The sequence below is a fragment of the Brochothrix thermosphacta DSM 20171 = FSL F6-1036 genome (genome assembly GCF_036884295.1).
GTDB classification, from domain to species: Bacteria; Bacillota; Bacilli; order Lactobacillales; family Listeriaceae; genus Brochothrix; species Brochothrix thermosphacta.
In genome coordinates this window covers 1,079,355-1,105,678 of the sequence record NZ_CP145608.1, presented here as the reverse complement: position 1 = coordinate 1,105,678, position 26,324 = coordinate 1,079,355, and the positions used below count along the sequence as shown (strand labels likewise).

The 26,324-nt window shown below is 38.3% G+C and carries 25 protein-coding genes; 5 read left to right on the top strand and 20 right to left on the bottom strand.

All coding sequences use genetic code 11. The features are described 5' to 3' along the window. Nucleotides 1-23 precede the first annotated feature (23 nt). The 4 genes from budA to V6S17_RS05685 all read right to left on the bottom strand — a co-directional run bounded on the left by budA (nt 24) and on the right by V6S17_RS05685 (nt 4,238). Nucleotides 24-746: an acetolactate decarboxylase gene (gene budA / locus V6S17_RS05700; RefSeq protein ID WP_029092498.1), complete on the bottom strand. Its 723-nt coding sequence runs from the start codon at nt 744-746 to the stop codon at nt 24-26. Between the two features lie 16 nt (nt 747-762). Further along, on the bottom strand, nt 763-2,451 hold the full coding sequence (gene alsS, locus V6S17_RS05695; RefSeq protein ID WP_029092499.1) for an acetolactate synthase AlsS: 1,689 nt from the start codon (nt 2,449-2,451) through the stop codon (nt 763-765). A gap of 200 nt (nt 2,452-2,651) precedes the next feature. After that, nucleotides 2,652-3,659 (bottom strand): YcjF family protein, encoded by a 1,008-nt coding sequence (locus V6S17_RS05690; RefSeq protein ID WP_051536019.1) that lies wholly within the window; start codon nt 3,657-3,659, stop codon nt 2,652-2,654. Between the two features lie 12 nt (nt 3,660-3,671). After that, nucleotides 3,672-4,238 (bottom strand): histidine phosphatase family protein, encoded by a 567-nt coding sequence (locus V6S17_RS05685; protein WP_029092501.1) that lies wholly within the window; start codon nt 4,236-4,238, stop codon nt 3,672-3,674. A 202-nt stretch (nt 4,239-4,440) separates the two neighbouring features. Here V6S17_RS05685 and V6S17_RS05680 point away from each other — a divergent pair, with 202 nt between their 5' ends. Beyond that, nucleotides 4,441-5,886, top strand: coding sequence for an amino acid permease (locus V6S17_RS05680; RefSeq protein ID WP_029092502.1), 1,446 nt, complete (start codon nt 4,441-4,443; stop codon nt 5,884-5,886). A 110-nt stretch (nt 5,887-5,996) separates the two neighbouring features. After that, on the top strand, nt 5,997-6,626 hold the full coding sequence (locus tag V6S17_RS05675; protein WP_029092503.1) for a 3D domain-containing protein: 630 nt from the start codon (nt 5,997-5,999) through the stop codon (nt 6,624-6,626). A 57-nt stretch (nt 6,627-6,683) separates the two neighbouring features. Here V6S17_RS05675 and V6S17_RS05670 read toward each other — a convergent pair whose 3' ends face one another. The 11 genes from V6S17_RS05670 to V6S17_RS05620 form a co-directional block, all read right to left on the bottom strand. Then, nucleotides 6,684-7,148 carry a GNAT family N-acetyltransferase gene (locus V6S17_RS05670; RefSeq protein WP_029092504.1) on the bottom strand — a complete coding sequence of 155 codons (465 nt, stop codon included), beginning with the start codon at nt 7,146-7,148 and terminating at the stop codon, nt 6,684-6,686. Between the two features lie 138 nt (nt 7,149-7,286). Then, on the bottom strand, nt 7,287-8,141 hold the full coding sequence (fba, locus tag V6S17_RS05665) for a class II fructose-1,6-bisphosphate aldolase (protein ID WP_029092505.1): 855 nt from the start codon (nt 8,139-8,141) through the stop codon (nt 7,287-7,289). A 39-nt stretch (nt 8,142-8,180) separates the two neighbouring features. Further along, nucleotides 8,181-9,011, bottom strand: a complete 831-nt coding sequence (locus tag V6S17_RS05660; protein WP_029092506.1) for a sugar phosphate isomerase/epimerase family protein — start codon at nt 9,009-9,011, stop codon at nt 8,181-8,183. A gap of 13 nt (nt 9,012-9,024) precedes the next feature. Further along, nucleotides 9,025-9,900, bottom strand: coding sequence for a sugar phosphate isomerase/epimerase family protein (locus tag V6S17_RS05655; protein ID WP_029092507.1), 876 nt, complete (start codon nt 9,898-9,900; stop codon nt 9,025-9,027). Between the two features lie 26 nt (nt 9,901-9,926). Next, on the bottom strand, nt 9,927-10,940 hold the full coding sequence (locus V6S17_RS05650; RefSeq protein ID WP_029092508.1) for a Gfo/Idh/MocA family protein: 1,014 nt from the start codon (nt 10,938-10,940) through the stop codon (nt 9,927-9,929). Between the two features lie 65 nt (nt 10,941-11,005). Further along, nucleotides 11,006-12,394: a sugar porter family MFS transporter gene (locus V6S17_RS05645; RefSeq protein ID WP_029092509.1), complete on the bottom strand. Its 1,389-nt coding sequence runs from the start codon at nt 12,392-12,394 to the stop codon at nt 11,006-11,008. Nucleotides 12,395-12,437: 43 nt separating this feature from the next. Continuing rightward, complete coding sequence (gene iolE / locus V6S17_RS05640) at nt 12,438-13,319, bottom strand: myo-inosose-2 dehydratase (protein ID WP_029092510.1); 882 nt, start codon at nt 13,317-13,319, stop codon at nt 12,438-12,440. A gap of 11 nt (nt 13,320-13,330) precedes the next feature. Further along, a complete protein-coding gene (iolD, locus tag V6S17_RS05635) occupies nt 13,331-15,238 on the bottom strand; it encodes a 3D-(3,5/4)-trihydroxycyclohexane-1,2-dione acylhydrolase (decyclizing) (RefSeq protein WP_029092511.1) in 1,908 nt (635 codons plus the stop codon). 15 nt (nt 15,239-15,253) lie between these two features. Further along, nucleotides 15,254-16,231: a 5-dehydro-2-deoxygluconokinase gene (gene iolC / locus V6S17_RS05630; protein ID WP_029092512.1), complete on the bottom strand. Its 978-nt coding sequence runs from the start codon at nt 16,229-16,231 to the stop codon at nt 15,254-15,256. Nucleotides 16,232-16,252: 21 nt separating this feature from the next. Continuing rightward, nucleotides 16,253-17,059 carry a 5-deoxy-glucuronate isomerase gene (gene iolB / locus V6S17_RS05625; RefSeq protein WP_029092513.1) on the bottom strand — a complete coding sequence of 269 codons (807 nt, stop codon included), beginning with the start codon at nt 17,057-17,059 and terminating at the stop codon, nt 16,253-16,255. A 15-nt stretch (nt 17,060-17,074) separates the two neighbouring features. Continuing rightward, entirely contained in the window at nt 17,075-18,535 is a 1,461-nt protein-coding gene (locus V6S17_RS05620; RefSeq protein WP_029092514.1) for a CoA-acylating methylmalonate-semialdehyde dehydrogenase, read from the bottom strand. 310 nt (nt 18,536-18,845) lie between these two features. Between V6S17_RS05620 and V6S17_RS05615 the strand changes: the two genes are divergently transcribed. Both V6S17_RS05615 and V6S17_RS05610 read left to right on the top strand, forming a co-directional pair. Next, entirely contained in the window at nt 18,846-19,625 is a 780-nt protein-coding gene (locus V6S17_RS05615) for a DeoR/GlpR family DNA-binding transcription regulator (protein WP_029092515.1), read from the top strand. 1 nt (nt 19,626) lies between these two features. After that, a complete protein-coding gene (locus V6S17_RS05610; RefSeq protein ID WP_029092516.1) occupies nt 19,627-20,016 on the top strand; it encodes a tautomerase family protein in 390 nt (129 codons plus the stop codon). 291 nt (nt 20,017-20,307) lie between these two features. On the opposite strand, the gene V6S17_RS05605 is transcribed toward V6S17_RS05610, so the two are convergent. The 3 genes from V6S17_RS05605 to nagA all read right to left on the bottom strand — a co-directional run bounded on the left by V6S17_RS05605 (nt 20,308) and on the right by nagA (nt 22,750). Continuing rightward, nucleotides 20,308-20,718, bottom strand: a complete 411-nt coding sequence (locus V6S17_RS05605; RefSeq protein WP_029092517.1) for a GNAT family N-acetyltransferase — start codon at nt 20,716-20,718, stop codon at nt 20,308-20,310. Nucleotides 20,719-20,893: 175 nt separating this feature from the next. Continuing rightward, complete coding sequence (locus V6S17_RS05600) at nt 20,894-21,604, bottom strand: glucosamine-6-phosphate deaminase (protein WP_029092518.1); 711 nt, start codon at nt 21,602-21,604, stop codon at nt 20,894-20,896. Beyond that, nucleotides 21,605-22,750: an N-acetylglucosamine-6-phosphate deacetylase gene (gene nagA / locus V6S17_RS05595; protein ID WP_029092519.1), complete on the bottom strand. Its 1,146-nt coding sequence runs from the start codon at nt 22,748-22,750 to the stop codon at nt 21,605-21,607. A 249-nt stretch (nt 22,751-22,999) separates the two neighbouring features. Here nagA and V6S17_RS05590 point away from each other — a divergent pair, with 249 nt between their 5' ends. Beyond that, complete coding sequence (locus V6S17_RS05590) at nt 23,000-23,716, top strand: DsbA family oxidoreductase (RefSeq protein WP_080712973.1); 717 nt, start codon at nt 23,000-23,002, stop codon at nt 23,714-23,716. 38 nt (nt 23,717-23,754) lie between these two features. Here the strand turns inward: V6S17_RS05590 and V6S17_RS05585 are convergent, their stop codons facing one another. Beyond that, on the bottom strand, nt 23,755-24,054 hold the full coding sequence (locus V6S17_RS05585) for a rhodanese-like domain-containing protein (protein WP_036027739.1): 300 nt from the start codon (nt 24,052-24,054) through the stop codon (nt 23,755-23,757). Between the two features lie 877 nt (nt 24,055-24,931). After that, entirely contained in the window at nt 24,932-25,531 is a 600-nt protein-coding gene (locus V6S17_RS05580; RefSeq protein WP_029092521.1) for an ECF transporter S component, read from the bottom strand. Nucleotides 25,532-26,324: the final 793 nt, after the last annotated feature.

Genomic DNA, 26,324 nt, shown 5'->3' with positions numbered 1-26,324 from the left:
CTTATAATTTTTAACGCTAATCGTTAGTTTTCAGCTTCTTCAATTTGAGCCACCATATTGGGGTTATTTAAATCGGCTTCGTAATATTCTTTTGTATTGGGTACTTGGAGATGAAAATCGGTTTGTGGTGCAATTTCGACTGTACCTTCTAACATGTCATAAGCAAATACATGTCCTCCTGCTGTACGGTCTTCATTAATAAAATGAAGATGGTAGCCTGCAACACCGATACCTTGAAAATAGGTCGGCGTCCAAAAACCTAATACAGTCCCTTTTACTTCTTCAAAATGAAAAACGGGTTGTTTTTTCACAGCTTCAACAAGCGGTTGATAAGGTCGCGTTTGTTTAGGAACAACGCGTGTATCGACTGAACGAAACACACCGGTTAATTTTACAGCAAAGAAGATATTCGGGCTGATTGTTTCATACTCACGTATTTTCGCTTCGATTTCTTGACGTGTTTTACCACCCGTTACTTCAAAACTTAATTTCGGTTGAAAGTGAGACACTGTCGCATAGGGCGTTGTTTCTTCTGGTGTTTTGAGATAGGCTTGACCATCAGATTTAATTTGATACGGTTTCCCGTCAATAACGATTAATTCCCCATCAAAATCATGTAATGTACCAATTCCAATATCACCTTGTTTCAACAACTCTGAAAATGTGATTGAGCCAGCAAATTGAGCGCCAACTAATGCACCCATTGTCGAGTGTTGAAATAAATGGTTCGCTTTTGTTTCAGACATTTCCACAACCTTCTTTCTAGTTCATTGTATCCATCATGACAATATTTGCTAATTTGATGTTGTCACGGTAATCGACCGGAATATCTACAACAACAGGACCTTCTGTTGCTAATGCTTCTGCTAATACCGCTTCTAAATCAGAAACTTTATCCACACGTAAGCCTTTTGCGCCCATTGATTCTGCATACATAGCGAAGTCGACTGGTCCTAATTTAACGGCAGCATCTTTACCATATTTTTTTTGTTGTTGGAAAGCAACCATATCGTATGTTCCATCATTCCAAACTAAGTGAACAAGATTCGATTTTAGACGAACAGCTGTTTCAAGCTCTTGACCTGAAAAGAGGAAGCCGCCATCCCCAGACATTGAGATAACCTTTTCAGTCGGACGAACGAGTGACGCTGCAATACCCCAAGGCAATGCGACACCAAGAGTTTGCATCCCGTTAGAGAATAATAAACGACGTGGTTCATAACTGCGGAATAAACGTGCCATATAGATATAGATAGAACCAACATCCACGGTTACTGTCATATCATCAGTGATCATTTTTTGAAGTGTATTCACCAATGTCACTGGGTGAACTCGTGTTTGATCCTCAAGTGCAGGTGCTTTAATTGGGCGGTTATTTTGCATGTCACGGACATTTTTCAAAATCGCTTGTGCTTCTTCACCGAAGTTTAAACGACTTAATTTTTCTGTCACTAATTCAAGTGTTTCTGTGATATCACCAACAAGTTCTGTAACAGGTTGATAATTGTGATCGATGTCAGCTGGAACAGTATCAAGATGAATAATTGTACTATCATTATCAGGATTCCAAGTAATCGGATCATATTCGATGGGGTCATATCCAATCGTGATAACCAAATCTGCTTTGTTCAGTAAAACATCGCCTGGTTGGTTACGGAAGAGACCTACACGACCATAAAAATTATTTTCTAATTTTCGTGAAATAATTCCTGAACCTTGGAATGTTTCAACAACTGGCATAGGGTGTTTTGTTAAAAAATCACGAATAGCTGCGGTTGCTTCAACAGAACTTGCACGCATTCCTAATAAAAAGACTGGTAATTTAGCTTCGCTTAAACGCTCAACTAATTTTTCAACATCTTTTTTTGATGCAGAACCTAAGTGTGGTGCGGATACCGCTGGAATAGCTGCCGCGTGAACATCCTTGGCACTAATAACATCTTGCGGAATACTAACAAACGTTGCGCCAGGACGGCCCATCATTGCTTCACGGTAAGCATTTGTCATCGCTTCAGGAATGGCTTCAGCGTCTAAAACTTCAACGCTTGATTTTGTAACATGTTTCATAAAACCAGCATTGTCCATTGATTGGTGCGTGCGTTTCAAGCTATCTTTACGGGTTACATTACCTCCGACTGCTAAAACAGGATCACTTTCAGCGTTCGCCGTTACTAATCCTGTTGCCAAATTTGTAACACCTGGGCCCGACGTTACTAATACAACGCCTGGTTTCCCTGTAATACGCCCCACGCCTTGTGCAATCAACGTTGCATTTTGTTCATGGCGACAAACAATAACCTCTGGTCCTCGTTCAGCTAAAACATCAAACGCTTTATCGATTTTAGCTCCTGGAATACCAAAAACATAATCCACTTTATTATTGATTAATGTATCTACAAAAAGATCTGCGCCTGTCGATACGGGTTTTATTTCCTTTGTCATAACAATCATCACCTTTTCATTTTATTGTACTAATTATATCCACAATAGATATGATACAGTTTTTATATTTATTCTAACGAATGACTACATCACCATTATACAATAAAAAAAGCTTGATTACATTAGGAAAAACAGTAAAACTGTTACAGTTTAGTTAACTTTCTGTTATATTTTCATATTCCGTTAGACTAGTACAGATATAACACACATTACTTTTTAATCTTTTTTTCTTTCTTTAGAAAATCATAAAAAACGGATTGAATAGTGCTTGCATCAAGTTTCCACTCTTTTTCAAAAATGGTTTTAAATGAATATCCAATCGCTGCCGTAATACTAGCAGCTACACCCCCATTTATTGCGCCACCCACTAACGTACCTACACCTGGAACAATTTTCGCTATTGATCCCGCTAAGGTTCGTCCAACTGTGGTCGTAATTAAAGGAAGCATCATTTCTTGCAGATTTTTTTTAGTAATTGAGTATTCATACAAATTGGCCAACTTAAGCACGAGACTAATCTGTAAGGCTGACAAAGCTAACGAATCGGCAAAAGGAATAGGCGTTACACCCACACCTCCAGCTGATGCACTTGCCGCTACAATCCATTTGTTCGCGACAGATGACCTACTTTTGAACTTTTTTGCCAACACCAAATCCTTTTTATTTTCAGTTGCTAGATTAAGCATTTCAGTTTCCAGTTGATCGATATTTTCACCTGTACGTGAGCTTACAGGAATAACCGGATAACTATTATTCGTTTTTTCTTTAATGAAGGCGATTTGTGTAGGCACATCATCAGAAGCATCTATTTTATTTAACACAATAATAATGTTAGGATTTTCAGCAGCTACTATTTTTAAAGCCTTGTCTTCTACTTCCGAGAAAACAGTACCAGCAGCATTCAAGAAAAACAATATCATATCTGACGATTGGTAAAACGCCTGCGTTACGGCCGAATTACTTGTCACGACATCATTTAACCCTGGCGTATCTGCCAATACTACACCATCACCATAGTCGTACTCGGAAATACTCGTCGTTTTACCCGGGCTAGCACCCACCTCAGCAACCTCTTGATTTAAGATGCGGTTAATGGTTGAAGATTTCCCCGCATTCACATCTCCTACCATTGTAATGATTAGTTTTTGCTGTAATTGTTTTTCAACCTTTGCAGATTCTTGATCAAATAAGCGACTAAATATATTTTTAGCTACCATAATCATCACCCCTTAACTTAATTTTAACACGTTGGTTGTTATTAATTTCTTTCCTTGAAAGATCATTTCTACAGCGTAAGGCATCTTAGGTTTCAATTTCTTATATTGTTCGATACCGAATGTTTCATCATAATAATTTAAAATTGTTGCTAATGCTGTGCCATGTGTTCCAATTAATACTGTTTCTGTTGGGAAGGCAATGACTAATTGTTCAATCGTATCAATTAATCGTTTTTGAACTTCATTCAAACTTTCACCACCAGCTAATTTGTAATTAAAATCTTCCCATTGGCGCGCAACATAATCATCTGGTTTTTCTATTCCTGCTCGTTTAACCAAACGCTCTTGCAAAGCTATAACTTCCTCTACATTAAGTTTATTCGCTTTCGCTAACGGCTCGACAGTATCCATCGCTCGTTTAAACGGACTGCTAAAAATACGATCAAAACAGTAAGCCTCTAACTGCTGAACCAAAGCCTCACTTGCTAAAATCCCCGCAGCTGTGAGCGGACGCTCTCGATCAGCAACCTCAATATTTTTTTCCTTTTCAGCATGTCGAACAAATATAATTTTAGTCATGATGTCTCCCCTTTATCCTTGTTACTTTTATTATAAATGATATCGCTTCTTAACACGAGAATTGTACTTATTCTCATAAGCCATTGACACTTTGCATTTTATGGTGTTTAATAGGATTATCAAAAACACTTTAGTCTGATAGCGTGATAAAGCAAAATGTTTTATTTTCGAATGGCTATAATTGGAAATGGGTGATGTACACATGGAAAAAAATGTAAAAGTAAAACGTAAATTAAAAACAAGACATATTTCAATGATCGCCATTGGTGGTGCAATCGGAACCGGTTTATTCATGTCCAGCGGACTAGCAATCTCTCAAGCGGGTCCAGGTGGCGCTTTGCTTGCCTACGTCTTAATCGGCGCGATGGTGTATTTTTTAATGACAGGCGTTGGTGAAATGGCAACTTACCTCCCTGTATCGGGATCATTTGCCACCTACGGTAATCGTTTTGTCGACCCAGCCTTTGGATTTGCCGTTGGTTGGAACTATTGGTTGAACGGCATCATTACAATCGCTGTTGATATCTCTACGGCAGCCCTCGTCATGCGTTATTGGTTCCCGCACACTTCATTACTACTCTGGGGTTTACTCTTCTTTGCTTTAATATTCACACTCAACGCCTTCTCAGTAAAATTTTATGGCGAAAGTGAATTTTGGTTTGCTTTAATCAAGGTAATTACAATCATCTTATTTCTGATTATTGGCGTTCTAACTATTTTTGGTATTCTTGGTGGAGAATTTATTGGAACTAAAAATTTCACAACAGGAAACGCGCCTTTTAACGGTGGCTTTTTGGCTTTCTTAGGTATTTTCCTCATTGCCGGATTTTCTTTTCAAGGCAGTGAATCCGTTGGAATCATGGCCGGAGAAAGCGCAACACCCGAAAAAAGTATTCCTAAGGCCATTAAACAAGTGTTTTGGCGCATCTTATTGTTTTATATCTTAACAATATTAGTAATCGGCCTTATTATCCCGTATACAAGCCCTGCTCTAATGGGTGGGAGCGATATTACAACTAGCCCCTTCACTTTAGTATTCGAACGAGCTGGCTTAGCTTTCGTCGCTTCTATCATGAATGCAATAATCTTAACGTCTATCCTTTCTTCTGGAAGTTCTGTCTTATTTGCAGCTTCTCGTATGTTATTTTCAATGGGACATGACGGTGCTGCTGGCAAAATTTTCCAACGCACAAATCGTTTTGGTATTCCATTCGTCGCGTTAATCATTTGCTTTGTTGCGACTTTCGCAGTTTATAGCCTTTCATTCGTCAGCCCTAACGCTTATTTGTGGCTCGTTAACGCCAGCGGATTGACAGGTTTTATAGCATGGGCAGGCATCGCTATTAGCCATTATCGCTTCCGACGTGCCTATGTTAAACAAAACAAAGACCTCTCACTGCTTAAATACAAAGCGCCTTGGTTCCCGATTGGTTCCATCATTGCACTTGCACTTTGTTTATTAGTTATCATCGGTCAAAACTATCAATCAGTTCTTAATTTCAAATGGGATGAAGTGCTCATTAGCTATGCTGCTTTGCCAATTTTTATTATTCTTTACCTTTCATTCAAATTCAAAAATAAAACTCATATCATTCCATTAAAAGATGTTGATCTCACACAAAACACTGATTATCAGTCAGAAAAATGAGCTTGACTTCATATTATTATTTAATCGTTACATGTTTGTAACATAGCAACACTCTTTTATGGTTATAATTACTAATAGTTATTCAATACGTAAAAGGGTGGTCGCTTAAATTGCAAACCAAAAATAATCGATTAAAGAAAAATATAATTAGTGGCTTATTAATTGGAGCTATTGCTATTTCTGGCTTATTACCAACAACTTCAGTAAATGCAGCTAGCGTTAAAGTAAAGAGTGGCGATACACTCAGCCTTATTGCTAAACGTCATAATGTGAATGCATCTGAATTACAAAAGAAAAATAAAATTAAAAACGCTAATACTATTCGCGTAGGTCAAGTATTGACACTACCTGCTAAGAAATCAGCAGCTAAAAAAACAACGACTAAGAAAAAGGCAGTGAAAAAAGTACCTGCTAAGAAAAAAGTTGTTAAGAAAAAAGCACCTGCTAAGAAAGTTCTTAAAACGGTCCGCGTTAGTTCATCTGCATACAGTCGCGCACAACGAGGCATGAGCAATTATACTGCGACTGGAATTGACTTAAGAAAAAAATCAAAAGTAATTGCTGTTGATCCAAAAGTAATTAAACTTGGAAGTAAAGTTTATGTGCCAGGTTACGGTGAAGCAATTGCAGGCGATACCGGCGGCGCTATTCGTGGCAAAAAAATAGATGTTCATATGAACTCAGTAAACGCATGTTATAACTGGGGACGCCGTACAGTAAACGTTAAAGTTTATAAATAAAGCTACAAAAAGGCATCAAGCTCCTCATCGAGTTTGATGCCTTTTCTACGTTTTCAATTAATTAGCTAATTCTAAACGTTCACACCGCGTACCATTTTCTTCATACACTGCGACCGTTTGAAAACCAAACGACTTTAATAAGTTTCGCGATATATCATTTTCAGATTGAATAATCGCAAATATGACATACACCGTATCTTCTTTCTTCGCATAATCAATTAATGTCGCTAACAATTTTTTGCCAAGACCACGGCCAATGTATGCTGGCAACAGCATATAACCTACTTCAATCTCTTTATTCGATATAGTGATTTTTCCATACCCGATATATTTCCCCTCAAAATAGACACGGTAATGCCCTGTTGTTCGATTGTTTTCGTTGTATCTCATGACTTTGTCAAACTTACGTGCTGTCTCATCCTCATTTAAGGCATTACCTGTAATATAGCGCATGACAGATTCATGTTGCGTTAACGCGTAATAAAGCATAAAATCGTCACTTGTATACTGTTTCAGTTCCATTGACTCAACTCCCTCCACTTTTCACCTTACTATTCTAACATTTTTCCAACGAACAGGTTGATCATCTATTATAAATGCAAAAAAGGCAACATCGACAACTCATTGTCAAGGTTACCTTTTCCTGCTTCTCATGTCATATTATGCTTTTCCACTTGAACCAAACTCTCGCATTTTTGCAATTGCAGCAACCTCGATTGCTGTTTGTCCAGGATTTAAATAGGCTTGTGGATCAAACAACGTTTGATTTTTTGTCAGCATGTGTCGCAACACTTCTGCAAAAGCAATATTATTTTCCGTGTTAATATTAATTTTTGCATGCCCTAACTTAATTGCTCGCTTGACCTGATCTTCTGGAATTCCCGATGCCCCATGCAATACTAGCGGAATGCCTACTGCTACTGAAATGGCAGACATTTCTTTAAACCCTAGTTTCGGCTCACCGACATACTGCCCATGAACTGAACCTAATGCCGCCGCCAATGCATCAACACCCGTCTCTTCCACCAATGCCACGCAGTCTTCCAATTTAGCATATTGTATACCGCCTATCAAGCCATCTTCATTACCACCTACGGTACCAACTTCAGCCTCTACTGTAACGCCACGTGAATGCGCGTATGAGGTCACCGCTTTCGTCATTTCAATGTTCTCAGCAATCGTCGCATGTGACCCATCAATCATAACGGAAGTGAAACCTGCATCAATCGCGGCTTTACATCGTTCAACGCTGCGGCCATGGTCCAAATGCAAAGCAACAGGTACCGTTATATTATATTCTTTCATTAATTCATTTACCATGACAAAGATAGTTGAAAAACCACCAAGAAAATCAACAACACGATCAGAGGCCGCGATAATAACCGGAGATTGCTCAGCTTGTGCACTTTTTAAAAATGCTTTTGCCCACGGTAACCCATTTAAATTAAACTGTGGCACAGCGTATTCATTCTCCAAGGCATGATTCAACATCGCCTTCATATTAACAATTGTCATTAAAGCCCCACCTTTCTCTGAGCATCAAGATGCCTCAGTTTAATAATATGCCTGCAATACTTCGCGAGTGGTATCTTTTGCTTTCCTAATCACTTCTTCAGCAGACATTTGATAATATTCCGGACGGAATAATTCGACTGATGCGACTCCTTTAAAACCGATTTTACGCAGTGTTTTCAGATGTGTCTCTAAATCGATAGCGCCATGCCCTGGCCAAACACGGTCATCATCTGTTAAAAAACCAATTGGAAAGTCTTCGGTATCATCCATATGTAATATGAAAATTTTATCGCCTTTTGCCCGTTCCAAATCAGCGATATTAGAGCCCATTGCATGGAAATGGAAACAATCAAAGACTACACCAACATTCTCACGATCTACTGCCTCAATAATATCGTACGCTTGACCAAACGTATTGACTGTACATTCAGGATGACCAACAAATTCAAGCGCAATTTTAACACCACTAGCTTTTGCTAAGTCAGACATTTCGCGTAATACAGCAACACAATCTTGTTGAATCGTTTGTTTGTGAAATTTAGTTTTTGTAACCAATGGCACCGCCACGATATAAGGCACATTAAGCTCCTGAGCTGTAACTAACATCGCTTTGAATTCTTGGATAATTTCTTGATGCCCCTCTTCATCACGGTTATTAAAAAAGACCAACGCATTTAATGCCAACGGCTTAAGCTGATGTGTGTCAAAAAAGTTTTTTAAGTCTGCCATCGTATTCGTTTCCAGATACTCAGGTAATTTATCCATCGTCCGTATCTCGATATAGTCATAACCTTGTTGTTCACAGAGTTCTAAATCTTTTTCGAGCGTTGAATTTTCTAGTGTCGTTGCCTGATTGAATGCTAACTTCATTTTCTCATCCTCCTTAACGTATATCGAGACCGCGTAAACCGTCTTTCATTGCTTTAATCATAAAATCACTTGATGCTTTTGGTTGATCTGCCCAAGCAAATACAGCATTTGTCGCAATACCATCAAATTTCGTTTCTCTTAGTTTACGAAAAATAGTATCAAAATCAATTTCACCCTCACCAATATTTAAGTGTTGGTGCACGGTTACTTTTGCATCTGGCGGGTTGACAATATAGCGTAAACCATAAGCTGCCTTATGGTTATACGTATCCGCAAATAGCACTTGGTCAAGCAAATCACCCGCGTCATCTAAATGTTTACCTACATCGCCAATACCATCATCATAAAAATAGGCGTGAGGAATTGAATATACCAGTTTAATCCAATCTTTATCTAATGCACGAATCATATCAATCGCACCTGTATTTGTTTCAATGAAATCATAGGGATGTGCCTGTAGATTCAAACGTATCCCCTCTTTTTCAAACACCGGCATCAACTCATCCATTGATTGGATAAATTTCGCTTCACATTCAACGGGTTGATATTTAGAACCACTGAATTCACTGTTCATTAAATCAACATCTAGCTCCACTGCAATTTCAATCGCTCGTTTCCAGTTTCGAACGGCCGATTGACGGGCTGATTCATCTGGACCTGCCCAATACTGAACAGGTAGTAATGAAGATATTTCTAATCCCGTATCACGTAAACAACGTTTAATGGATTGTATTTTTGCCTTGTCTACTTTAGGATATTTGTAAAAAGGAATAAAATCTTCACGCGGACTCATTTCAATGTATTTATAACCTAAATCTGCTGTTTTATAAATCATATCTTCTATGCTTATATTGTCGCGATACATACTTGGATCAAATGCTAATTTCATCAGTCACCCTCCAATAAGCTTAATTTTTAATTATAAAACGCCGGTTTTTCATCCAAAGCAATTGTTTCAACTGCGCCGCTTGTTTGAGCAGCGATACAAGCATCTGCAGTCACCGCTGCAATATAGCCATCCCATGAAGTAGGACCTTGTGGCGCACCATTTGTTTTAATAGAATCAACAAAATCTTGCAACTCAACATCATAAGCTCGTGTGAAACGGTATTTCCAGTCAGATAAAATTTCTTGGCTTAATTTCCCACTTTTTCGTGTGACAATGTTTGAGAATTCCGGTAATTTCACAATTCCTTCTTCACCTACTACTTCGCATTGAATATCGTAACCATATTGACAGTTAACAAAAATTTCAACCGTTATAATCACGCCGTTTTTTGTTTCCAAAGTAGCAATTTGTGGATCGCGTAACCCTTCACGTGCATTTTTAGTATTTCGTGGGAAAGCAATTCGCACCGATTTATAATCATCATCAATCAACCAATGCAAGGCATCAATTTCATGAATTAATGTATCTGAGATTGCCATATCTGTTGAATAACGTTCATCAACTGTTGGGTTACGGTGTGCACAATGTAACATTAACGGTGCGCCGATTTCGTTATTATCAATCGCTTGTTTTAACCCTAGATACCCTTCATCGTAACGACGCATAAAGCCAACTTGTACTAATTTTTTACCGGCTGCAATTTCAGCGTCAACGATACGTCGTGCACCAGCTGCAGTTGTCGCTAATGGCTTCTCACAGAAAACATATTTACCAGCTGCAATCGCTGCTAGAACGCTCCCTTCATGTGCTGGCCCCCAGCTTGTAATAACAACCGCATCCACATTATCTGCTGCAATCAAACTAATGTCATCCGGATAAACAACGGCATCTAATTGATACGTCGCAATTGCATCTTGAGCAGCCTCTTGATTGACATCTGTCACTGCTACAATTTTAGATCCTGCTAATGTGTTTGTTAATCGACCAATATGTTCGCGTCCAATAGCGCCTGTTCCGATAACTCCAATGTTTAATACCATTTTAAGTTCCTCCTCTAAATAGCGCCCCTAGAACAAAATGTTCTAAGGAAAGCCATTTTTCCTTTTTATTTGAATTTCACATGATTTTTGAAGAAATATTCTAATTGCTCTAATGAATAACCTTTTGTCTCTGGCAATACTTTTCGTACAAAGATGATAGCCCCTATACCCAGAACCGCAAACATGAAGAACGTGTTTGACAATCCAAAAGCATCCAGTAAAATCGGGAATGAAAAACCGACTAAGAAGTTGGTAATCCATAAACAGAAGACTGTTACACCCATTCCCAAGCCTCTTAATTTCAAGGGGAAGATTTCAGATAACATTAACCAGGTGACTGGTGAAATAGCACCTTGTTGGAAAGCTAAAAACGTAACTGTGAGCGATAAGACGACGTATGGCAGTGCCGCTGATCCTTCGAGTACATATGAAAATATACCAATCAATGTCAGTGCGGAGGTCGTTCCAATTAAACCAATGGTTAACATGGGGCGTCGACCAATTTTACCTAATAACCAAATACCAACAAAGGTTGCGGCTACAGAGATGACCCCATTTGCAATGTTACCCACAATGGCCGCTTGTGTTCCGAAACCAGCATTTTTCAAAATTTGGGTTCCGTAGTACATAATCGAGTTAACTCCAGTGATTTGTTGCACAACGGCAATACCGATACCGATAAAAACAATTCGGCGTATCCATGGAATTGATAAATCTTTCCAACGTGCTTTTTGGATAGCGTCTTCTTCTTCTAAATGCTGCTTAATCTCTTCAATCTCTTCGTGCGCCTCTTCTTTCTCACGCACTTGTAGCAACACCGCTAACGCTTCACCAAACCGGCCTTTTGAAGCTAGCCAACGTGGGCTTTCTGGCATCACTAACATCCCAAACCATAAAATCACAGCTGGAAGTGTCGCAATCACTAACATGTAACGCCAAATGTGGCTGACGTCACCAAACGTTGTCGCTAAAATCGCATTAAACGTGAAGGCCATTAACTGCCCTGTAACAATCATCAATTCATTCATGGTGACCATACGTCCACGTCGATTGGCTGGCGACATCTCTGACAGATAAGCTGGTACAGTAACTGAAGCACCACCGACTGCTAAACCAAGCAATACACGACTGATAACCATCACTTCAATATTCGGTGCAATGGAACAACCAATTGTTGCAATAAAAAACATAACTGCTAAGTACATAATTAATTTACGGCGTCCTTTTTTATCAGAGAATTGCCCCCCGATAATCGCACCAAAAGCGGCACCAAAAGTTAAAGAACTCGCTACTAATCCTTCAGTTACAGGTGTAAGATTTAGTTGATCAGAAGCTGCCATGTAAGGCAAGGCTCCATTCACAACGCCTGTATCGTAACCGAATAATAGCCCACCAAAAGTTGAAATCCATGTCACCAGACTTAATTTTTTCTTGGGTGACCGTTGCTGCTTCATCATCTTACCGTCTGCACTCATCACAAAAACCTCCTAGATTGGGTTAGTTTTCCAACAGTTTATCATCAATATAACGACGCGCTTTTAACGCATATTCTAACGGATTTGCTTTTGCTGGATCTTGCTCTGCTTCAATCACAATCCATCCACTATAGCCCGCTGCTTTTATGCGAGCATAGATTTGCGTGAAATCAATGATACCATCGCCTGGTACGGTAAACATTCCCTCTAGAAAAGAATTTAAAAATGATTTTCCATCTGCTTTACAAATTTCTAAAACGTCAGCACGCACGTCCTTAAAATGAATATGTGCAATACGATCAACATGTTCATCAAACAACGTGAGGTAATCACCATCGGATACAAAAATATGACCTGAGTCGTATAATAAATGCACTTTTTCTGGTGTTGTTTGATTTAATAACCGCGTCACTTCTTCAGCGGTCTGTACACCTGTCCCCATATGATGATGATAAACAAGTTTCAGGTCGTAAGTTGTTGCAATCTCTCCCAAACGATCAAGTCCTGTTGTTAATACATCCCATTCTTCATCCGTAAAAGTGGGTTTCTCTGTAAATACATTATTTCCTAATGCTTGAATACTGTGCGTTTGCTCTGAAACTACCGCTACGGCAGCATTAACTGTTCGCAAATACTCGCAGTGTTCTTTGAATGCGCTTTCAACTTTTTGTATGCCATCACGGATAATGAAACTGCTGAACCATTGCCCAGCAATTTTCAAATCACGTAACGCCAACTCTTTGTTGAGTGTTTCAGCGTCTGGGAAGAAGCCGCCCACTTCTGTCCCTTCAAAATTAGCAACAACGATATCACTTAAAAGCTGTTGCAAATTATTATCTTTACCAATTTCAGGTATATCATCATTTCGCCAACCAATCGGCGCGATTCCCCAGTTAATTGTCATTATGGAACCTCCTAGTATTTTTTAGCCTGCTGTAATTTTTCTTCTTTTGTCGTATTCGCTGCTAAAACACTCGCTTTATCCGACACTTCTGATACACCCACATGCCACCAAGCATCGTAACCATCTGACATGGTTTTTGGCAATACTTTAATTTCAATGACAGTTGAAACTGTTTGTTTTTCTGCATCTTTGATTGCGGCTACTAATTCTTCTTTCGTACTGACGGTATAACCTTTAGCGCCATAACCTTCGGCTACTTTAGCGTAGTTAATGTTCATGATCGTGTTGTTATTATCACGTAACTCACAGTGGTAGCTGTCACTTCCGTGTTCCATCTGCAAGTTGTTAATACAGCCATAACCAGCGTTATCAAATAATAATAGATTAATTTTTTTATTGTATTGTAAAGCCGTAACCAACTCCGTGTGGAGCATTAAGAAACTACCATCTCCAAGCGCTGCGTAAACCTCTTGTTCAGGTGCTGCTAATTTTGCGCCTAATGCACCTGCGACTTCATACCCCATGCACGAATAACCATACTCTAGATTATATGTATGAGGTACTGTTGTATTCCAGAGGCGTTGTAAATCACCTGGCAATGAGCCTGCTGAACCAATGACAATGCTGTCTGGTTTCACCGTTTCATTCGCCGTTATCAAAGCTGCCGTTTGTGTGAATTCCGTCTTTAGCACATCGGCGTATTCGTTCATGATTGTTTGATCAAATTGATTTTTTATCTCAGGCGTAAACGCTTCACGGTTAAATTTAACGTTGGCTAATCGCTCACGCTCAACATTCCACTTCGCTTTATAATTACGAAAGTCTTCGCCATATGTTGTTGTATAATCACCTAATCCATTAGCAATTGCTTCTAAGCCAGCACGCGCATCTGCGACCACTTGAAACGCTTCTAATTTATAGGTTTGCATACGATTAATATTTATATTTAAAAAAGCTGTCTTCTCATCAAATGCCGTCTTTGATGATGTGGTGAAATCAGTATAACGCGTACCCACCCCAATAATTAAATCTGTTTCTGAAATCACCTGATTTGCTGCTGAAGTACCCAATATGCCGGTACCTCCCAAATTATTCTCAAACGCACTGGTGACAGTTGATTTCCCTGCCTGTGTTTCTACCAATGGGATATTATGTTTAAGCGATAATGCTTTTAATATCTCTGCCGCTTCAGAATAGCGAGCACCACCACCTACGATAATAACAGGACGTTGGCTCTGTTGAATGCGTTGAATAGCACCTTCAATTTCACGTGTCGTAGGGACTTGACGGTTGATATAATGCACTCTCTTTTGGAAGAAGTTCACATCATAGTCATACGCTTCTCCCTCAGTGTCTTGCGAGATACAAAGAGTTGCAGGACCTGCTGTTGCTGGATTTGTCATCACTTCAAACGCTCGCAACAAACTACTCATCAGTTGCTCAGGACGCTGAATACGATCGAAATAGCGCGATACCGCTGGAAAAGCATCATTCGTCGTAATCGCATAACTTGTCTCATGTTCCAATTGTTGTAAAACCGGATCAGGCTGACGTGTAGCGAAAGTATCAGCAGGCAAGAGTAACATGGGTATATTATTAGCAAACGCTGTCGCTGCTGCTGTTACCATGTTAGCCGAACCCGGGCCTGCAGAGGCTGTTACTGCAAAGATTTTACGACGATTCAATTGCTTACTATAGGCCATTGCCGCATGCGCCATGCCTTGCTCATTTTTACCTTGATACACTTTCAGATGACCCGGAGATTCTTGCAAAGCCTGACCAATCCCCACCACGTTACCATGCCCAAAGATATTAAAAACACCTTCAACATAGGGCGTTTCAATACCATCAATTTCAATATATTGTTGATTTAAAAATTTCACCAACGCTTGTGATGTCGTTAAACGAATCGTTTCCATTTATGTACCTCCTTGTTATTCGTGACTTTGAATCAATGCTTCGATTGCCGCAACATCAGGCATAGCATCAGAGGAACTGTGTTTACTCACAACGATTGAAGCCGATGCGCTACCATATTTCAATGCTGTTTCGATTGATTTTCCAGCCAGAACGGCATATATAAATGCAGCTGCATAGGAATCACCCGCACCAAATGTTTTAAGAACTTTTGTTTTATAAGCTTTACCATTATAGACATCACCTGCTTTGGTGTAAGCATACGATCCTTCTACACCATGCTTAATGACAATTAATTGTGCGCTATGTTGGAATAATGCAGCAATCGTTTCTTCGTTCTTACCCCCTTCTTTATTCTCTAGACGATCAAATTCATCACGTGTTCCGATGATGATATCTGCTTGATTTGCAACTAAGCTATAATAAACAGCCGTATCTTCTAATGATTGCCATGTATAAGGACGGTAATCTAATTCAAACACAACGGGTACATCATTCTTTTTGGCATAGGCTACTGCTGTCAATATCGCTTCACGTGATGGGCTCATTGATAACGCTGTCCCTGAGACCAATAATAAGCGTGCTTGTTTAATATACGCTTCGTCCACTTCACTTGCTTCAAGATATAAATCAGCTACTTCATCTCGATACATTAAGATACTGCATTCTGATGGACTTTTAATTTCTGTAAAAGCCAATCCCGTTTTATGACCTGCTGTATCTAGAACAGTTTCTTCCATATCAACACCTGCAGCTGTCATGTACGTTTTAATAAAACGACCGTGTTGGTCATCTGCTAATTTTCCAATAAAGCCTGGTTTTAAACCTAGTTTGGCTAAACCGATAGCGACGTTAGCTGGAGAGCCACCCACATATTTTGCAAAAGTCATTGTTTCTTCCATTGGACGGTTAAATTCTACAGCGTTCAAATCAATACACGCTCGTCCCACTGCAATTAAATCATATTTTTTAGTATCATCCGTTTTAATCAGCATTCTCTTCAACACTCCTTTATATTAATCTCTTGTTAAAATCCATTCATGTGGTTTATCATTGTGGAATTGCCATTTTTTTGTTGGCCCAGCCATTACATTTAAATAGTAAGAAGTGTAACCATCGGGTACCGCAACTGGATGATAACCAGCAGGAACAATGACCACATCACCATTTTCTACCGTCATCGTCTCATCAATTGAACGATCGTCAGTATAAACGCGTTGGAAGACAAAGCCTTGTGGTGGGTTCATTTCATGATAATACGTTTCTTCAAGTAACGATTCTTCTGGCAGATTATCCTGATCATGCTTATGTGGTGGATAGCTCGACCAATTACCAGCCTCTGTGTAAACCTCTACGACTAGTAAGCTATTTGCTGTCGTGACAGAATCAGGCAATATATTGTGTACCATACGCTTATTCGCATATTTCCCGCGATGTTCAACTGTATTATCCGCTGCAGAGATGAGCGTAGTGGGCAACTGTTTTGCAGATGGTGCATAAGCGAGGACAACTTTTGCCTCGCTATCTGCACGGATTCCAAATTGACGGCCGTTTGAGACATAAACACTATCTGTCGGTATTTTTTCAAATACTGAGTGACGCGTGCCGATATTCTCAAACTTATTATCACCTTCAGTCACTGTTATTTGACCTGTAAGGGCTACAATACAGCACTCTTTGTCTTTTAATGTTTCGATATAGGCTTCGTTAACTTCTAGCTCTAAAACTTTCAAACTCACATAAGAGAGCTCTGAATTAGTTTCATTCACTTCATGAACGACTTGTCCTTTTTTTGGTTTGACTAATAATTTATTATCCGCCATCTGGTTCACTCCTCTTTAAATATATGATTTAGGGTAACGTGCTGTGACAACTTTTTTGCGAGTGTAAAAATCAATGCTATCTTTTCCATTCGCATGCAACGTACCAAAGAACGATGATTTCCATCCAGAGAATGGGAAGAAAGCCATCGGTGCTGGAACACCTAAGTTGATCCCTAACATACCTGCATCGATGTTCTCACGGAAGTAACGCACTGCTGAAGCGTTGTTGGTAAATAAGCACGCGCCATTCGCAAACTCTGATTCATTTGCAATTGCAATGCCTTCTTTCAAATCTTTTACGCGAACAATTGATAAAACGGGTGCAAAAATTTCATCTTTCCAAATTGTCATTTCAGGCGTCACTTTATCAAAAATCGTTGGTCCAACAAAGTAACCATCGCCACTCCCTTCGCCACGTCCATCACGAATAAGTTCAGCACCTTCATTCAAACCAATTTCAATATATTTTTCTGTACGTACTTTACTTTCATCACTAATCACAGGACCTAAGAAAATGCCATCTTCTAAACCATTACCAATTGTTACTTCAGCTGTTTGTTTTTTCAGTTCAGCGATGAAAGCGTCTGCTACTTCTTCTTCTACAGCGACTACCGCACAAGCCATGCAGCGCTCGCCTGCCGATCCAAATGCTGCCGAAACGATGTTTTTAACCGATTCAGGTAAATCTGCATCTTTTAAAACAATGGTATGGTTTTTAGCACCTGTCAACGCTTGAACACGTTTTAAATTTTCACTACCTAGTTTATAAACATATTCTCCTACTGGTTTCGAACCAACAAATGATAATGCTTTTACATCTGGATGATCGCCTAAACGATTAACCACGTCATGAGCACCATAAACCATATTAAGCACGCCATCTGGCAAACCAGCTTGTTGGAACAGTTCAATTAGTCGCGCTGTAAGCAATGGTGTTTTTTCTGACGGCTTTAATACAAATGAATTTCCAAGAACAACAGCCATCGGGAACATCCAACACGGCACCATCATCGGGAAGTTGAAAGGCGTTATGCCTGCAACAACGCCAATTGGATAACGGTAGTTTGTTGCTTCAACATCCGTTGCAATCGACGCCAACGAATCGCCCATGTATAGTGAAGGCGCACCTGCTGCAAATTCAATATTTTCGATACCACGTTGAACTTCGCCAAGCGCTTCCGATAAATTTTTACCATTTTCGACAGTGATGATTTTTGCCAACTCTTCTTTATGCTCAACTACAAGGTTTTGATATTTAAAAAGAATACGTGCACGTTTTGGAACGGCCACGTTCTTCCACTTTTCAAATGCTGCTTGCGCAACCTCAACTGCATGATCAACATCAGCTTTTGTGGATAAAGGAACACGTGCAATCACTTCTTTCGTAGCTGGGTTAGTTACCTCTTCGAATTTATCTGTTTCACTAGCTACCCATTTACCACCAATAAAATTTTTCAACTCTTGAATCTGTACCATGTTTTTTTCCTCCTCAGATTGTTTAATTATTTGTTAACGCTTACACTATAGAAGAAAATAGATAAACATTACCTGATCATCTACCTTCTTGTTTTTGGTAATGTTTTGGTTACCTTTCGATTACATCGTACATTTTTTAGCAACAATTGTCAACACTTGTCCTTAAATATTACAAAAAATTTCTAAAAATTGATAAAAAAAGACTTTTATGCCTATATTAAAGTTAAATATTGATTAACTTTTGAGTATATGTTATCTTTTATAAGAAGATGTGTCACTTCAATTAGCGAATCACTAAGGAGGATAGCAAATGAAGGCCAAGCGATTAATAGAAATCGAAAATTACATCGAGTTAAAAGGTTCTGTTTCGCTCGATGAACTCTGTGAACATTTTGATGTCTCTAAAAATACGATTCGAAGAGATATTAATCTCATTATCGAAAATGGTAAGGTTGAAAAAGTATATGGCGGTGTTAAATCATTAGTTAATAGCGAGCTCGTTGCATTTGAACATCGCCACATTACAAACCAGACAACAAAACATCATATCGCAGCAGCAGCAGCCACTTTAATAGAAGATGATGATTTTATCTTCATCGATTCCGGCACGACTACCGTTGGTATCATTGATCAATTGCCACCAAATATCAATATCACCATTTTGACAAACAGTTTAGATATTATCAATTCAGCATCGGCTTTTGAAAACATCCGCTTACTGTTAGTCGGCAACACATATAAACCCGAAACACGCTCATTTGTGGGGCTAAACATCGAAAGTATCATCGGCAAATATAATATTTCAAAAGCGTTTATGGCTGCAAGTGCTGTTTCAATCGAGAACGGCTTAACTAATTCCGATTTAATGGAATATGACATTAAACGCAATGTCGTTGCCCGAGCAACGAACATATACTTATTAGTAGATCATTCAAAATTTGATAAATCTACACTCTTAACTTATGCCGCTCTTGAACAAATCGATGGTATTATTACTGATCAAAGACTTACTGCGGAATACCAACAATTCTGTCACACCCATCATATCGATGTTATCGATACAAATATTACTGAAACCAGGAGGATATAACATGCCATTATTTAAATTTGATGTATTAGAAGGTCGTACTGACGAACAACTCCGTCAGCTGTTAGATGTCACTCATGTAGCGATGGTTGAAGCACTTGAAGTACCTGAGCTAGATCGTTACCAAGTTGTTAACCAACATAAACCTGCTGAAATGGTTATTCATGACACAGGTTTAGGCTTCACACGTTCAAAAAACTTTGTTTTAATAACGATTATTAGCAATAAACGCACACCCGAAAAGAAACAAAAACTTTATCAATTAGTTACTGAAAGACTAGAAGCAGAATGCGGTATTTCAAAAGACGATGTGATGTTCTCAATGGTTGAAAACACCGACGTCGATTGGAGTTTCGGCCATGGAGAAGCACAATTTATTACTGGAAAGCTCTAATAATTGATAAGAAACTAGAAATTATTAGAGCTTGAGGCTGAAGATAAACGCTATTCCAGGTCGTCACTCCTTACTCAATCTGGATTATGTGCAATTAGTACGCGCACCATCATTCACTCGTCGTTCCTACGATAACAGCATTTCTAATCAGCCTGCTCATATCGTAGTCAAAGTTCTTTAAATCAGCTTAAAATAAAAAAGTAGTTTTTCGAGACTTTGTCTACAATTTGAAACTAGAATAATTTCTAGTTTCTTTTTTTGCATAAAAAAAGACGATGAAACATCCATCATCTACTTTTTTTGACGTTCATAATACATTCCACGGCCACTTGGACCAACCGGTTCAAAACGATACTGCGCATACAATTTATGCGCTTCGCCATCGGCAATCAAACTCACATAACTGTCTTCAAATATTGCCGTCTCAATATATGTAGTAATATGTTCCATAATTTTCTTTCCTAGTCCTTTACCTTGATGATCTGGTCGCACTGCAATATCCACCACTTGGAAATTACAACCGCCGTCACCGATAATACGCCCCATTGCAATCAATTCATTGTCATCCGAACGAATCGTTGCCGTGAAAATACTATTTGCTAGCCCTATTTCAGCATGTTCTATTTTACGTGGTGATAAACCTGCCGCTACCCTTAAACCAACAAACTCTGTTGCCGTTGGTGTATCATAAAGCACTCTCATCTGCTAGCCCCCTTTTTCAGTTACAATTGTTATTTCTTTTCTATACTAGCATATTTACTTTTACCCTTTCAATGATTCGCGCTTTGAAAAAAACTAATTTAAAGCACTTTAATTGAACAAAAAAAACACCCCAATAAAATTTATCAGGATGTCACTTATTATTATTTAGTATGTATTACTTCGACAACAAACTTGCAGCTGCTTCGTCTAAGAACACCATAACGTTATCGTGGCTTTGCAATGCTGTTGCAGGCACTTCATTCGTTACTGGTCCTTCAATCATCGCTTTAATTGCTGCTGCTTTTTCTTCACCAAAAGCTAATAAAACAATTTTCTTACTTTTCAAAATTGAACCAATTCCCATTGAGTAAGCTTCTGTTGGCACTTCATCGATTGAATCGAAAAAGCGAGCATTTGCTTCTAATGTTGCTTCTGTTAATTTAACACGTTGTGTTGTTCCTTCAAAAGAAGCTCCTGGTTCGTTAAAACCAATATGACCGTTTCCACCGATACCTAATAATTGCCAATCAAGTGGGTTTTCATCTAATACTTTATCATAACGTGCACATTCAGCTTCAGAATCTTCAGCTAAACCATTTGGTAAATAATGTTTTTCAAATTTAACTGAATCAAAAAGATTTTCATGCATGAAGTAATTGTAACTTTGATCATGGTCTGGCGCTAAACCAACATATTCATCTAAGTTAACTGTTGTGATATTTTCACAATTTGGTTGTGCTTCACGTGCATATTTGTAAAAATCTAACGGTGTTGAACCTGTTGCTAAACCAATTGTTTTAATGTCACCTTTACTAATATCGTTAGCAAATACCTCGTACGCTTCTTTTGATGCTTCTGCTTTTGTTTTACTTACAAAAATTTTCATTTATTTTTCCTCCCATTGATAACGGCGTCCAATTGAATAAGTTTCAGAAACTTGCATTTCCGTATTTAAAAGTACGAAATCCGCATCTTTGCCTTCAACAATATCGCCTTTATGTGCTAAATTAAATTCTTTTGCTGGATTGTATGATGTCATTTGGATCGCGTCTGCAATTGAACAACCTGTAAATAACATCATATTGCGGAATGCATCATCCATTGTTAAAACACTACCTGCTAATGTGCCGTCTTTAAGACGTGCCTGTTTATCTTTAACATAAACAGTTTGACCACCCAGTTCAGATACACCCTCTTCTAAACCTTTTGCTCGCATTGAATCGGTAATAACCGTAATGTGGTCAACACCTTTCATTTGATAGGCTAACTTCACCATATCAGGTGTCACGTGAATACCATCAACAATCAACTCGGCCATAATATTACGTTCTAATAACGCATGTCCTACTGTCCCAGCTTCACGGTGGTGAAGTCCACGTGAGGCATTAAATAAGTGCGTTGCGTGACTGACTTTACTTTGCGCAAGCTGTGCACGAGTCGCATCAGTATGTCCCATTGACGGAATAATATGATGTTCAACAAGGTAATCTTCAAAAATACGTGTGTTTTCATTTTCTGGTGCATATGTTACCAAACGAATTAAATTGTTTGCTGCTGCGTTCCAGCGTTTAAACTCTTCTAAATCAGGCGCTTTAATATATTCTTCTGGTTGAGCACCTTTATGTAATACTGATACATAAGGGCCTTCAAGATGAATCCCTTGAATTTGTGGAATACGCGTTGCAGACTCCGCAATATTTGCTAAAGCTTTTTCAATTGCTTCTGGTGCTTGTGTCATTGTCGTTGGGAAAATTGATGTAATCCCTTCTTGTAACATTGAATTAATTTGAATTTCTAATTTTTCAGGATCAGCATCCATTACATCAAATGAATAACCACCATGAGTGTGCACATCGATGAACCCTGGAATCAATCGACTACCTTTTGGCGCGTTAATGATTTCTTCACCGGCTACAGCCACGTACTCATCCATAATGCCTATTTTTTTTATTTTTTCATCGAAGCGAATGTATCCGTTTTCAATAACACCATCATGTGTATAAATAGTTACGTCTTTCATTACTTTTAACATCTACTTCTCCTCCATTCAGAATAAAAGGTCTATACCAATATAATAAAACGAATTACACTATTTGTAAACCTTTTCCGCTTATAATTTTGAAATTAATTTCTTTTCGAAGAATAAACACACGAAATATTCACAATTACTTAGTTTTACCCTCTTTTGAGCAACATAATTGCTTTTCCTGTTAATTTAGCTAAACTAGAGTTATACACTTACTTTTTAGAAGTGACTACTAATTATTAAAGGAGCGTTTTTATGAAAGTTGAAATTTGGTCTGATTATGCCTGCCCATTTTGTTATATAGGTAAACGTAACTTTGAGGCCGCTGTGGATGGTGATGAGAACATTGAAGTTTCTTATCGTAGTTTTGAACTTGATCCTACTGCACCTGCTGAAAAATTAGCACCCTTACGCGAAATGTTATCTGAAAAATATAATGTTTCTGTTGAAGAAGCTGATGCCATGAACGCAAATGTTATTAATATGGCAAAACAAGCTGGTTTGGATTATGATTTCGATCATATCAAACCTACAAACACTTTAAAAATGCATCGTTTAAGTCATTACGCTCGTGAAGAAGGCAAAGAAGCCGAGTTGACTGAAAAAGGACTTGATGCTTATTTCACAAAAGGTGCTTATCTTAATGACAACAGTACTTTATTAGAACTTGCGGATGCAGCAGGACTTGATTCTGAAAAAGCAGAAGCAGTCTTACGTTCAGATGCATACACAAAAGGTGTTCGTGATGATCAACAACGTGCACGTGATTTAGGTATTTCAGGTGTTCCTTTCTTCTTATTCGACGGTAAGTACGCTGTTTCTGGCGCTCAACCGACTGCTCAATTTAAAGCAGTGATTCAACAAATCAAAGAAAAAAAAAAATTGCTCAACCCGAAAAACTTATTCCTGATGCAGCTGATTGTGCAGATGGTTCTTGTAATATCTAACAAAAAAAGAAGACTTCCTCATTAAAGGAAAGTCTTCTTTTTTTATTATCACTATCTGCTTGATTAACCTTCAACAACGTCTCCAGGCCATGCTGACATGCCGCCCATTACATTTGTCACATCATACCCCTCGTCCGTTAAAAGTTCACACGCTCGAGCTGAACGGCCTCCTGCTAAACAGATAACATGATAAGACTCTTTTTTATCTAAACGTGCTAATTCTTCACTTAAAATTGATAGTGGCACTGATATAGCACCTTCTATATGACCATCACTAAATTCATCGCTTTCTCGAACATCAAGAAGCATAAGCGGTTGTTGTTTGAATGCTTGTTCAAATGCTGGCATTGTTACTGATTTCATTAGTTATTCCACCTTTTCTACTTGTCTATGGGTCTAATACAGGCTGAGCCTATTCACCCTACATCCACTTACTATTATAACAAGCACTACTTTTAATTCATAACAAACAAGCTCAGTGTTTTCAAAACAATGTTCTCACAACCTAACAGAATATATGCTTTTTTCTAATGCTACCTCATCTAATACAAACAAGATTAAAACTCGTTACCTCTAAATATTAATATCTTTAATGTTGCTTTCTGCATCCAGAACTCCAAGCTTACTTTATCAAAACTTCATAAACGTAAAAAAATACGGCGAGACCTGAAATTTAAATCAGAAATAGACATCCTCTAGCAATCTAAACTTACTTTACCAAAATTTCATAAGCACATAAAAAAACTCACTGGACCTGAAAATAAAATTGGAGTATAGACATCCTCTAGCAACCTAAACTTACTTTATCAAAATTTCATAAACACATAAAAAAATCACTAGACCTGAAAATCAAATTGGAGTATAGACATGGACCAGTCTATAACAATTTAATTTCTTTAGTCTAATGAGTGATTTTTTTAGCATTTCAATTTGGATGAAAGTAAAACGAGTTTCCCTTTCTTTCGGTGACCAGTCTATAACAATTTAATTTCATTAGTCTAATGAGTGAGATTTTTAGTATTTCAATTGGGATAAAGTAGAACGAGCTTATCTTTCTTTCGGTGACCAGTCTATGACGATTAAAATTTCTAGCCTAAAGCGCCTTATTTTTTATGGTATTCCAATTGAGATAAAGCAGGTAGAACGTTACTCTTAAGTTATAAACAAATGAAATGGCACTCAATTGCTCACGCAACAATGCCAGCAGCTTATCGTTCTTTCACTTATTCCACTTTTATTTTCACTTCAGTCGGTTTCGCCAGCGTCCCATTAATGGGCGTGCAATAATTGGTACAACAATTCCGGCGAAGACTGCTTCAAATATACCGTTAGTACCTACTATTGCTAATAACGCTCCTATAACCTGATCGTTAGCAATGTTTGAAACACTTGCATAAACTTCTTTATAAAACACATAGATCAACCCTAAGACTAGCACAGTATTAACAAGTGAACCTATCACTCCTGATAATACTAACGCCAACGAGCGTCGCATCTTTAACTTAGTAAACCCATTATAGGCATAACCTGCCAATAATCCAATTAAAATTCTTGGCAAAATAGAAATAATCGGATTTGTGAAAACATAAGCAGCCATTGGACTTGTTGGCATTGTGTAAGCTCGTATAAAAACAATGAGTCCCCAAACACCTCCAATAATGGCTCCTTCTTTCGGTCCTAAAACTACTGCTGCTACAATTACCGTTACAGGGATAATTGTAATATTTAATACGCCTAATGGAATATATCCAAGAAAAGGCACAAAAGTTTGAATAATAATAATTGCTGATAATACACCGAGTAACGTTAAACGTAATGTTTTGTTTTTTGAATTCTGCATAGCGTCTCCTCCTTTATAAAAAATAATTATAGACTATATTTCACTTTTTAGCTATCCTGTCATTTTACCCATTACAAATGTAATGAAAAACGCCTGTTCTATAACATCTCAGAGTAGCCCTGTTTTTAAATATATATTTCTTGAAAAATAGCAACCTCCTAAAACAGACCATTTTCAAAGGTGTCTCTCTTATGAAAATTTCATAATCAAAAAATCAGATCTAAAAATCAAGTTTTAAATAGCAAGGTCTCTACCGCTTTTTGTCTCCAAAATCCAAAACTAAAACATTGGATTAGTACTCTTAAGGAATTGATATAAGGATTGGTATTCGCTTCCGCTCCGTCCGTTTGGTGCTCTTACTGCTTAACACATCGTTTGGTACTCGCTTTCGCTCCGTCCCATACTACTCCCGTAAAGCGGATAAATCCGCTACGGTAGTAGCACCCATACTGTTCTCGTAAGCGAATAAATTCGCTACGATAACAGTAATTTCAAAAATACCATCCTGACAAAATGTCAAAATGGTATTTTCTCAAGCCTCTTCAGTTTTAAATAGGTGTGAAAGTGCTTTCGCTATTCTCTAACAAATGCCAAACAACTCCTGCTAAATTTCACTCTCTCAACCCGATGAAAAGAGTCGCTCATTCAAGAGTTCCAATTTCTTTGGAGCTAAACGTTTGGTTTTGCTTTTATTTGTATCTAGCACTTCAAGCCAAAACTTGTGAGATTTCAAAGAGACTCATAGCGATAAAAATAATCGCTAATCATTCTTTTCCAATCTCTTCAGTTCTGA

Excerpts from the sequence above, each read along its gene's own strand:
- V6S17_RS05615 (WP_029092515.1), top strand. The coding sequence starts at position 18,846 with ATGAAGGCCAAGCGATTAATAGAAATCGAAAATTACATCGAGTTAAAA.
- V6S17_RS05620 (WP_029092514.1), bottom strand. The coding sequence starts at position 18,535 with ATGGTACAGATTCAAGAGTTGAAAAATTTTATTGGTGGTAAATGGGTA.
- iolC (WP_029092512.1), bottom strand. The coding sequence starts at position 16,231 with ATGCTGATTAAAACGGATGATACTAAAAAATATGATTTAATTGCAGTG.
- V6S17_RS05660 (WP_029092506.1), bottom strand. The coding sequence starts at position 9,011 with ATGAAGTTAGCATTCAATCAGGCAACGACACTAGAAAATTCAACGCTC.
- V6S17_RS05650 (WP_029092508.1), bottom strand. The coding sequence starts at position 10,940 with ATGGTATTAAACATTGGAGTTATCGGAACAGGCGCTATTGGACGCGAA.
- V6S17_RS05585 (WP_036027739.1), bottom strand. The coding sequence starts at position 24,054 with ATGAAATCAGTAACAATGCCAGCATTTGAACAAGCATTCAAACAACAA.
- V6S17_RS05645 (WP_029092509.1), bottom strand. The coding sequence starts at position 12,394 with ATGAAGCAGCAACGGTCACCCAAGAAAAAATTAAGTCTGGTGACATGG.
- iolE (WP_029092510.1), bottom strand. The coding sequence starts at position 13,319 with ATGACAATTAACTGGGGAATCGCGCCGATTGGTTGGCGAAATGATGAT.
- V6S17_RS05655 (WP_029092507.1), bottom strand. The coding sequence starts at position 9,900 with ATGAAATTAGCATTTGATCCAAGTATGTATCGCGACAATATAAGCATA.
- fba (WP_029092505.1), bottom strand. The coding sequence starts at position 8,141 with ATGACAATTGTTAATATGAAGGCGATGTTGAATCATGCCTTGGAGAAT.
- V6S17_RS05685 (WP_029092501.1), bottom strand. The coding sequence starts at position 4,238 with ATGACTAAAATTATATTTGTTCGACATGCTGAAAAGGAAAAAAATATT.
- V6S17_RS05670 (WP_029092504.1), bottom strand. The coding sequence starts at position 7,148 with ATGGAACTGAAACAGTATACAAGTGACGATTTTATGCTTTATTACGCG.
- V6S17_RS05680 (WP_029092502.1), top strand. The coding sequence starts at position 4,441 with ATGGAAAAAAATGTAAAAGTAAAACGTAAATTAAAAACAAGACATATT.
- alsS (WP_029092499.1), bottom strand. The coding sequence starts at position 2,451 with ATGATTGTTATGACAAAGGAAATAAAACCCGTATCGACAGGCGCAGAT.
- V6S17_RS05590 (WP_080712973.1), top strand. The coding sequence starts at position 23,000 with ATGAAAGTTGAAATTTGGTCTGATTATGCCTGCCCATTTTGTTATATA.
- V6S17_RS05605 (WP_029092517.1), bottom strand. The coding sequence starts at position 20,718 with ATGAGAGTGCTTTATGATACACCAACGGCAACAGAGTTTGTTGGTTTA.
- V6S17_RS05600 (WP_029092518.1), bottom strand. The coding sequence starts at position 21,604 with ATGAAAATTTTTGTAAGTAAAACAAAAGCAGAAGCATCAAAAGAAGCG.
- V6S17_RS05610 (WP_029092516.1), top strand. The coding sequence starts at position 19,627 with ATGCCATTATTTAAATTTGATGTATTAGAAGGTCGTACTGACGAACAA.
- V6S17_RS05580 (WP_029092521.1), bottom strand. The coding sequence starts at position 25,531 with ATGCAGAATTCAAAAAACAAAACATTACGTTTAACGTTACTCGGTGTA.
- iolD (WP_029092511.1), bottom strand. The coding sequence starts at position 15,238 with ATGGAAACGATTCGTTTAACGACATCACAAGCGTTGGTGAAATTTTTA.
- nagA (WP_029092519.1), bottom strand. The coding sequence starts at position 22,750 with ATGTTAAAAGTAATGAAAGACGTAACTATTTATACACATGATGGTGTT.
- budA (WP_029092498.1), bottom strand. The coding sequence starts at position 746 with ATGTCTGAAACAAAAGCGAACCATTTATTTCAACACTCGACAATGGGT.
- V6S17_RS05690 (WP_051536019.1), bottom strand. The coding sequence starts at position 3,659 with ATGGTAGCTAAAAATATATTTAGTCGCTTATTTGATCAAGAATCTGCA.
- iolB (WP_029092513.1), bottom strand. The coding sequence starts at position 17,059 with ATGGCGGATAATAAATTATTAGTCAAACCAAAAAAAGGACAAGTCGTT.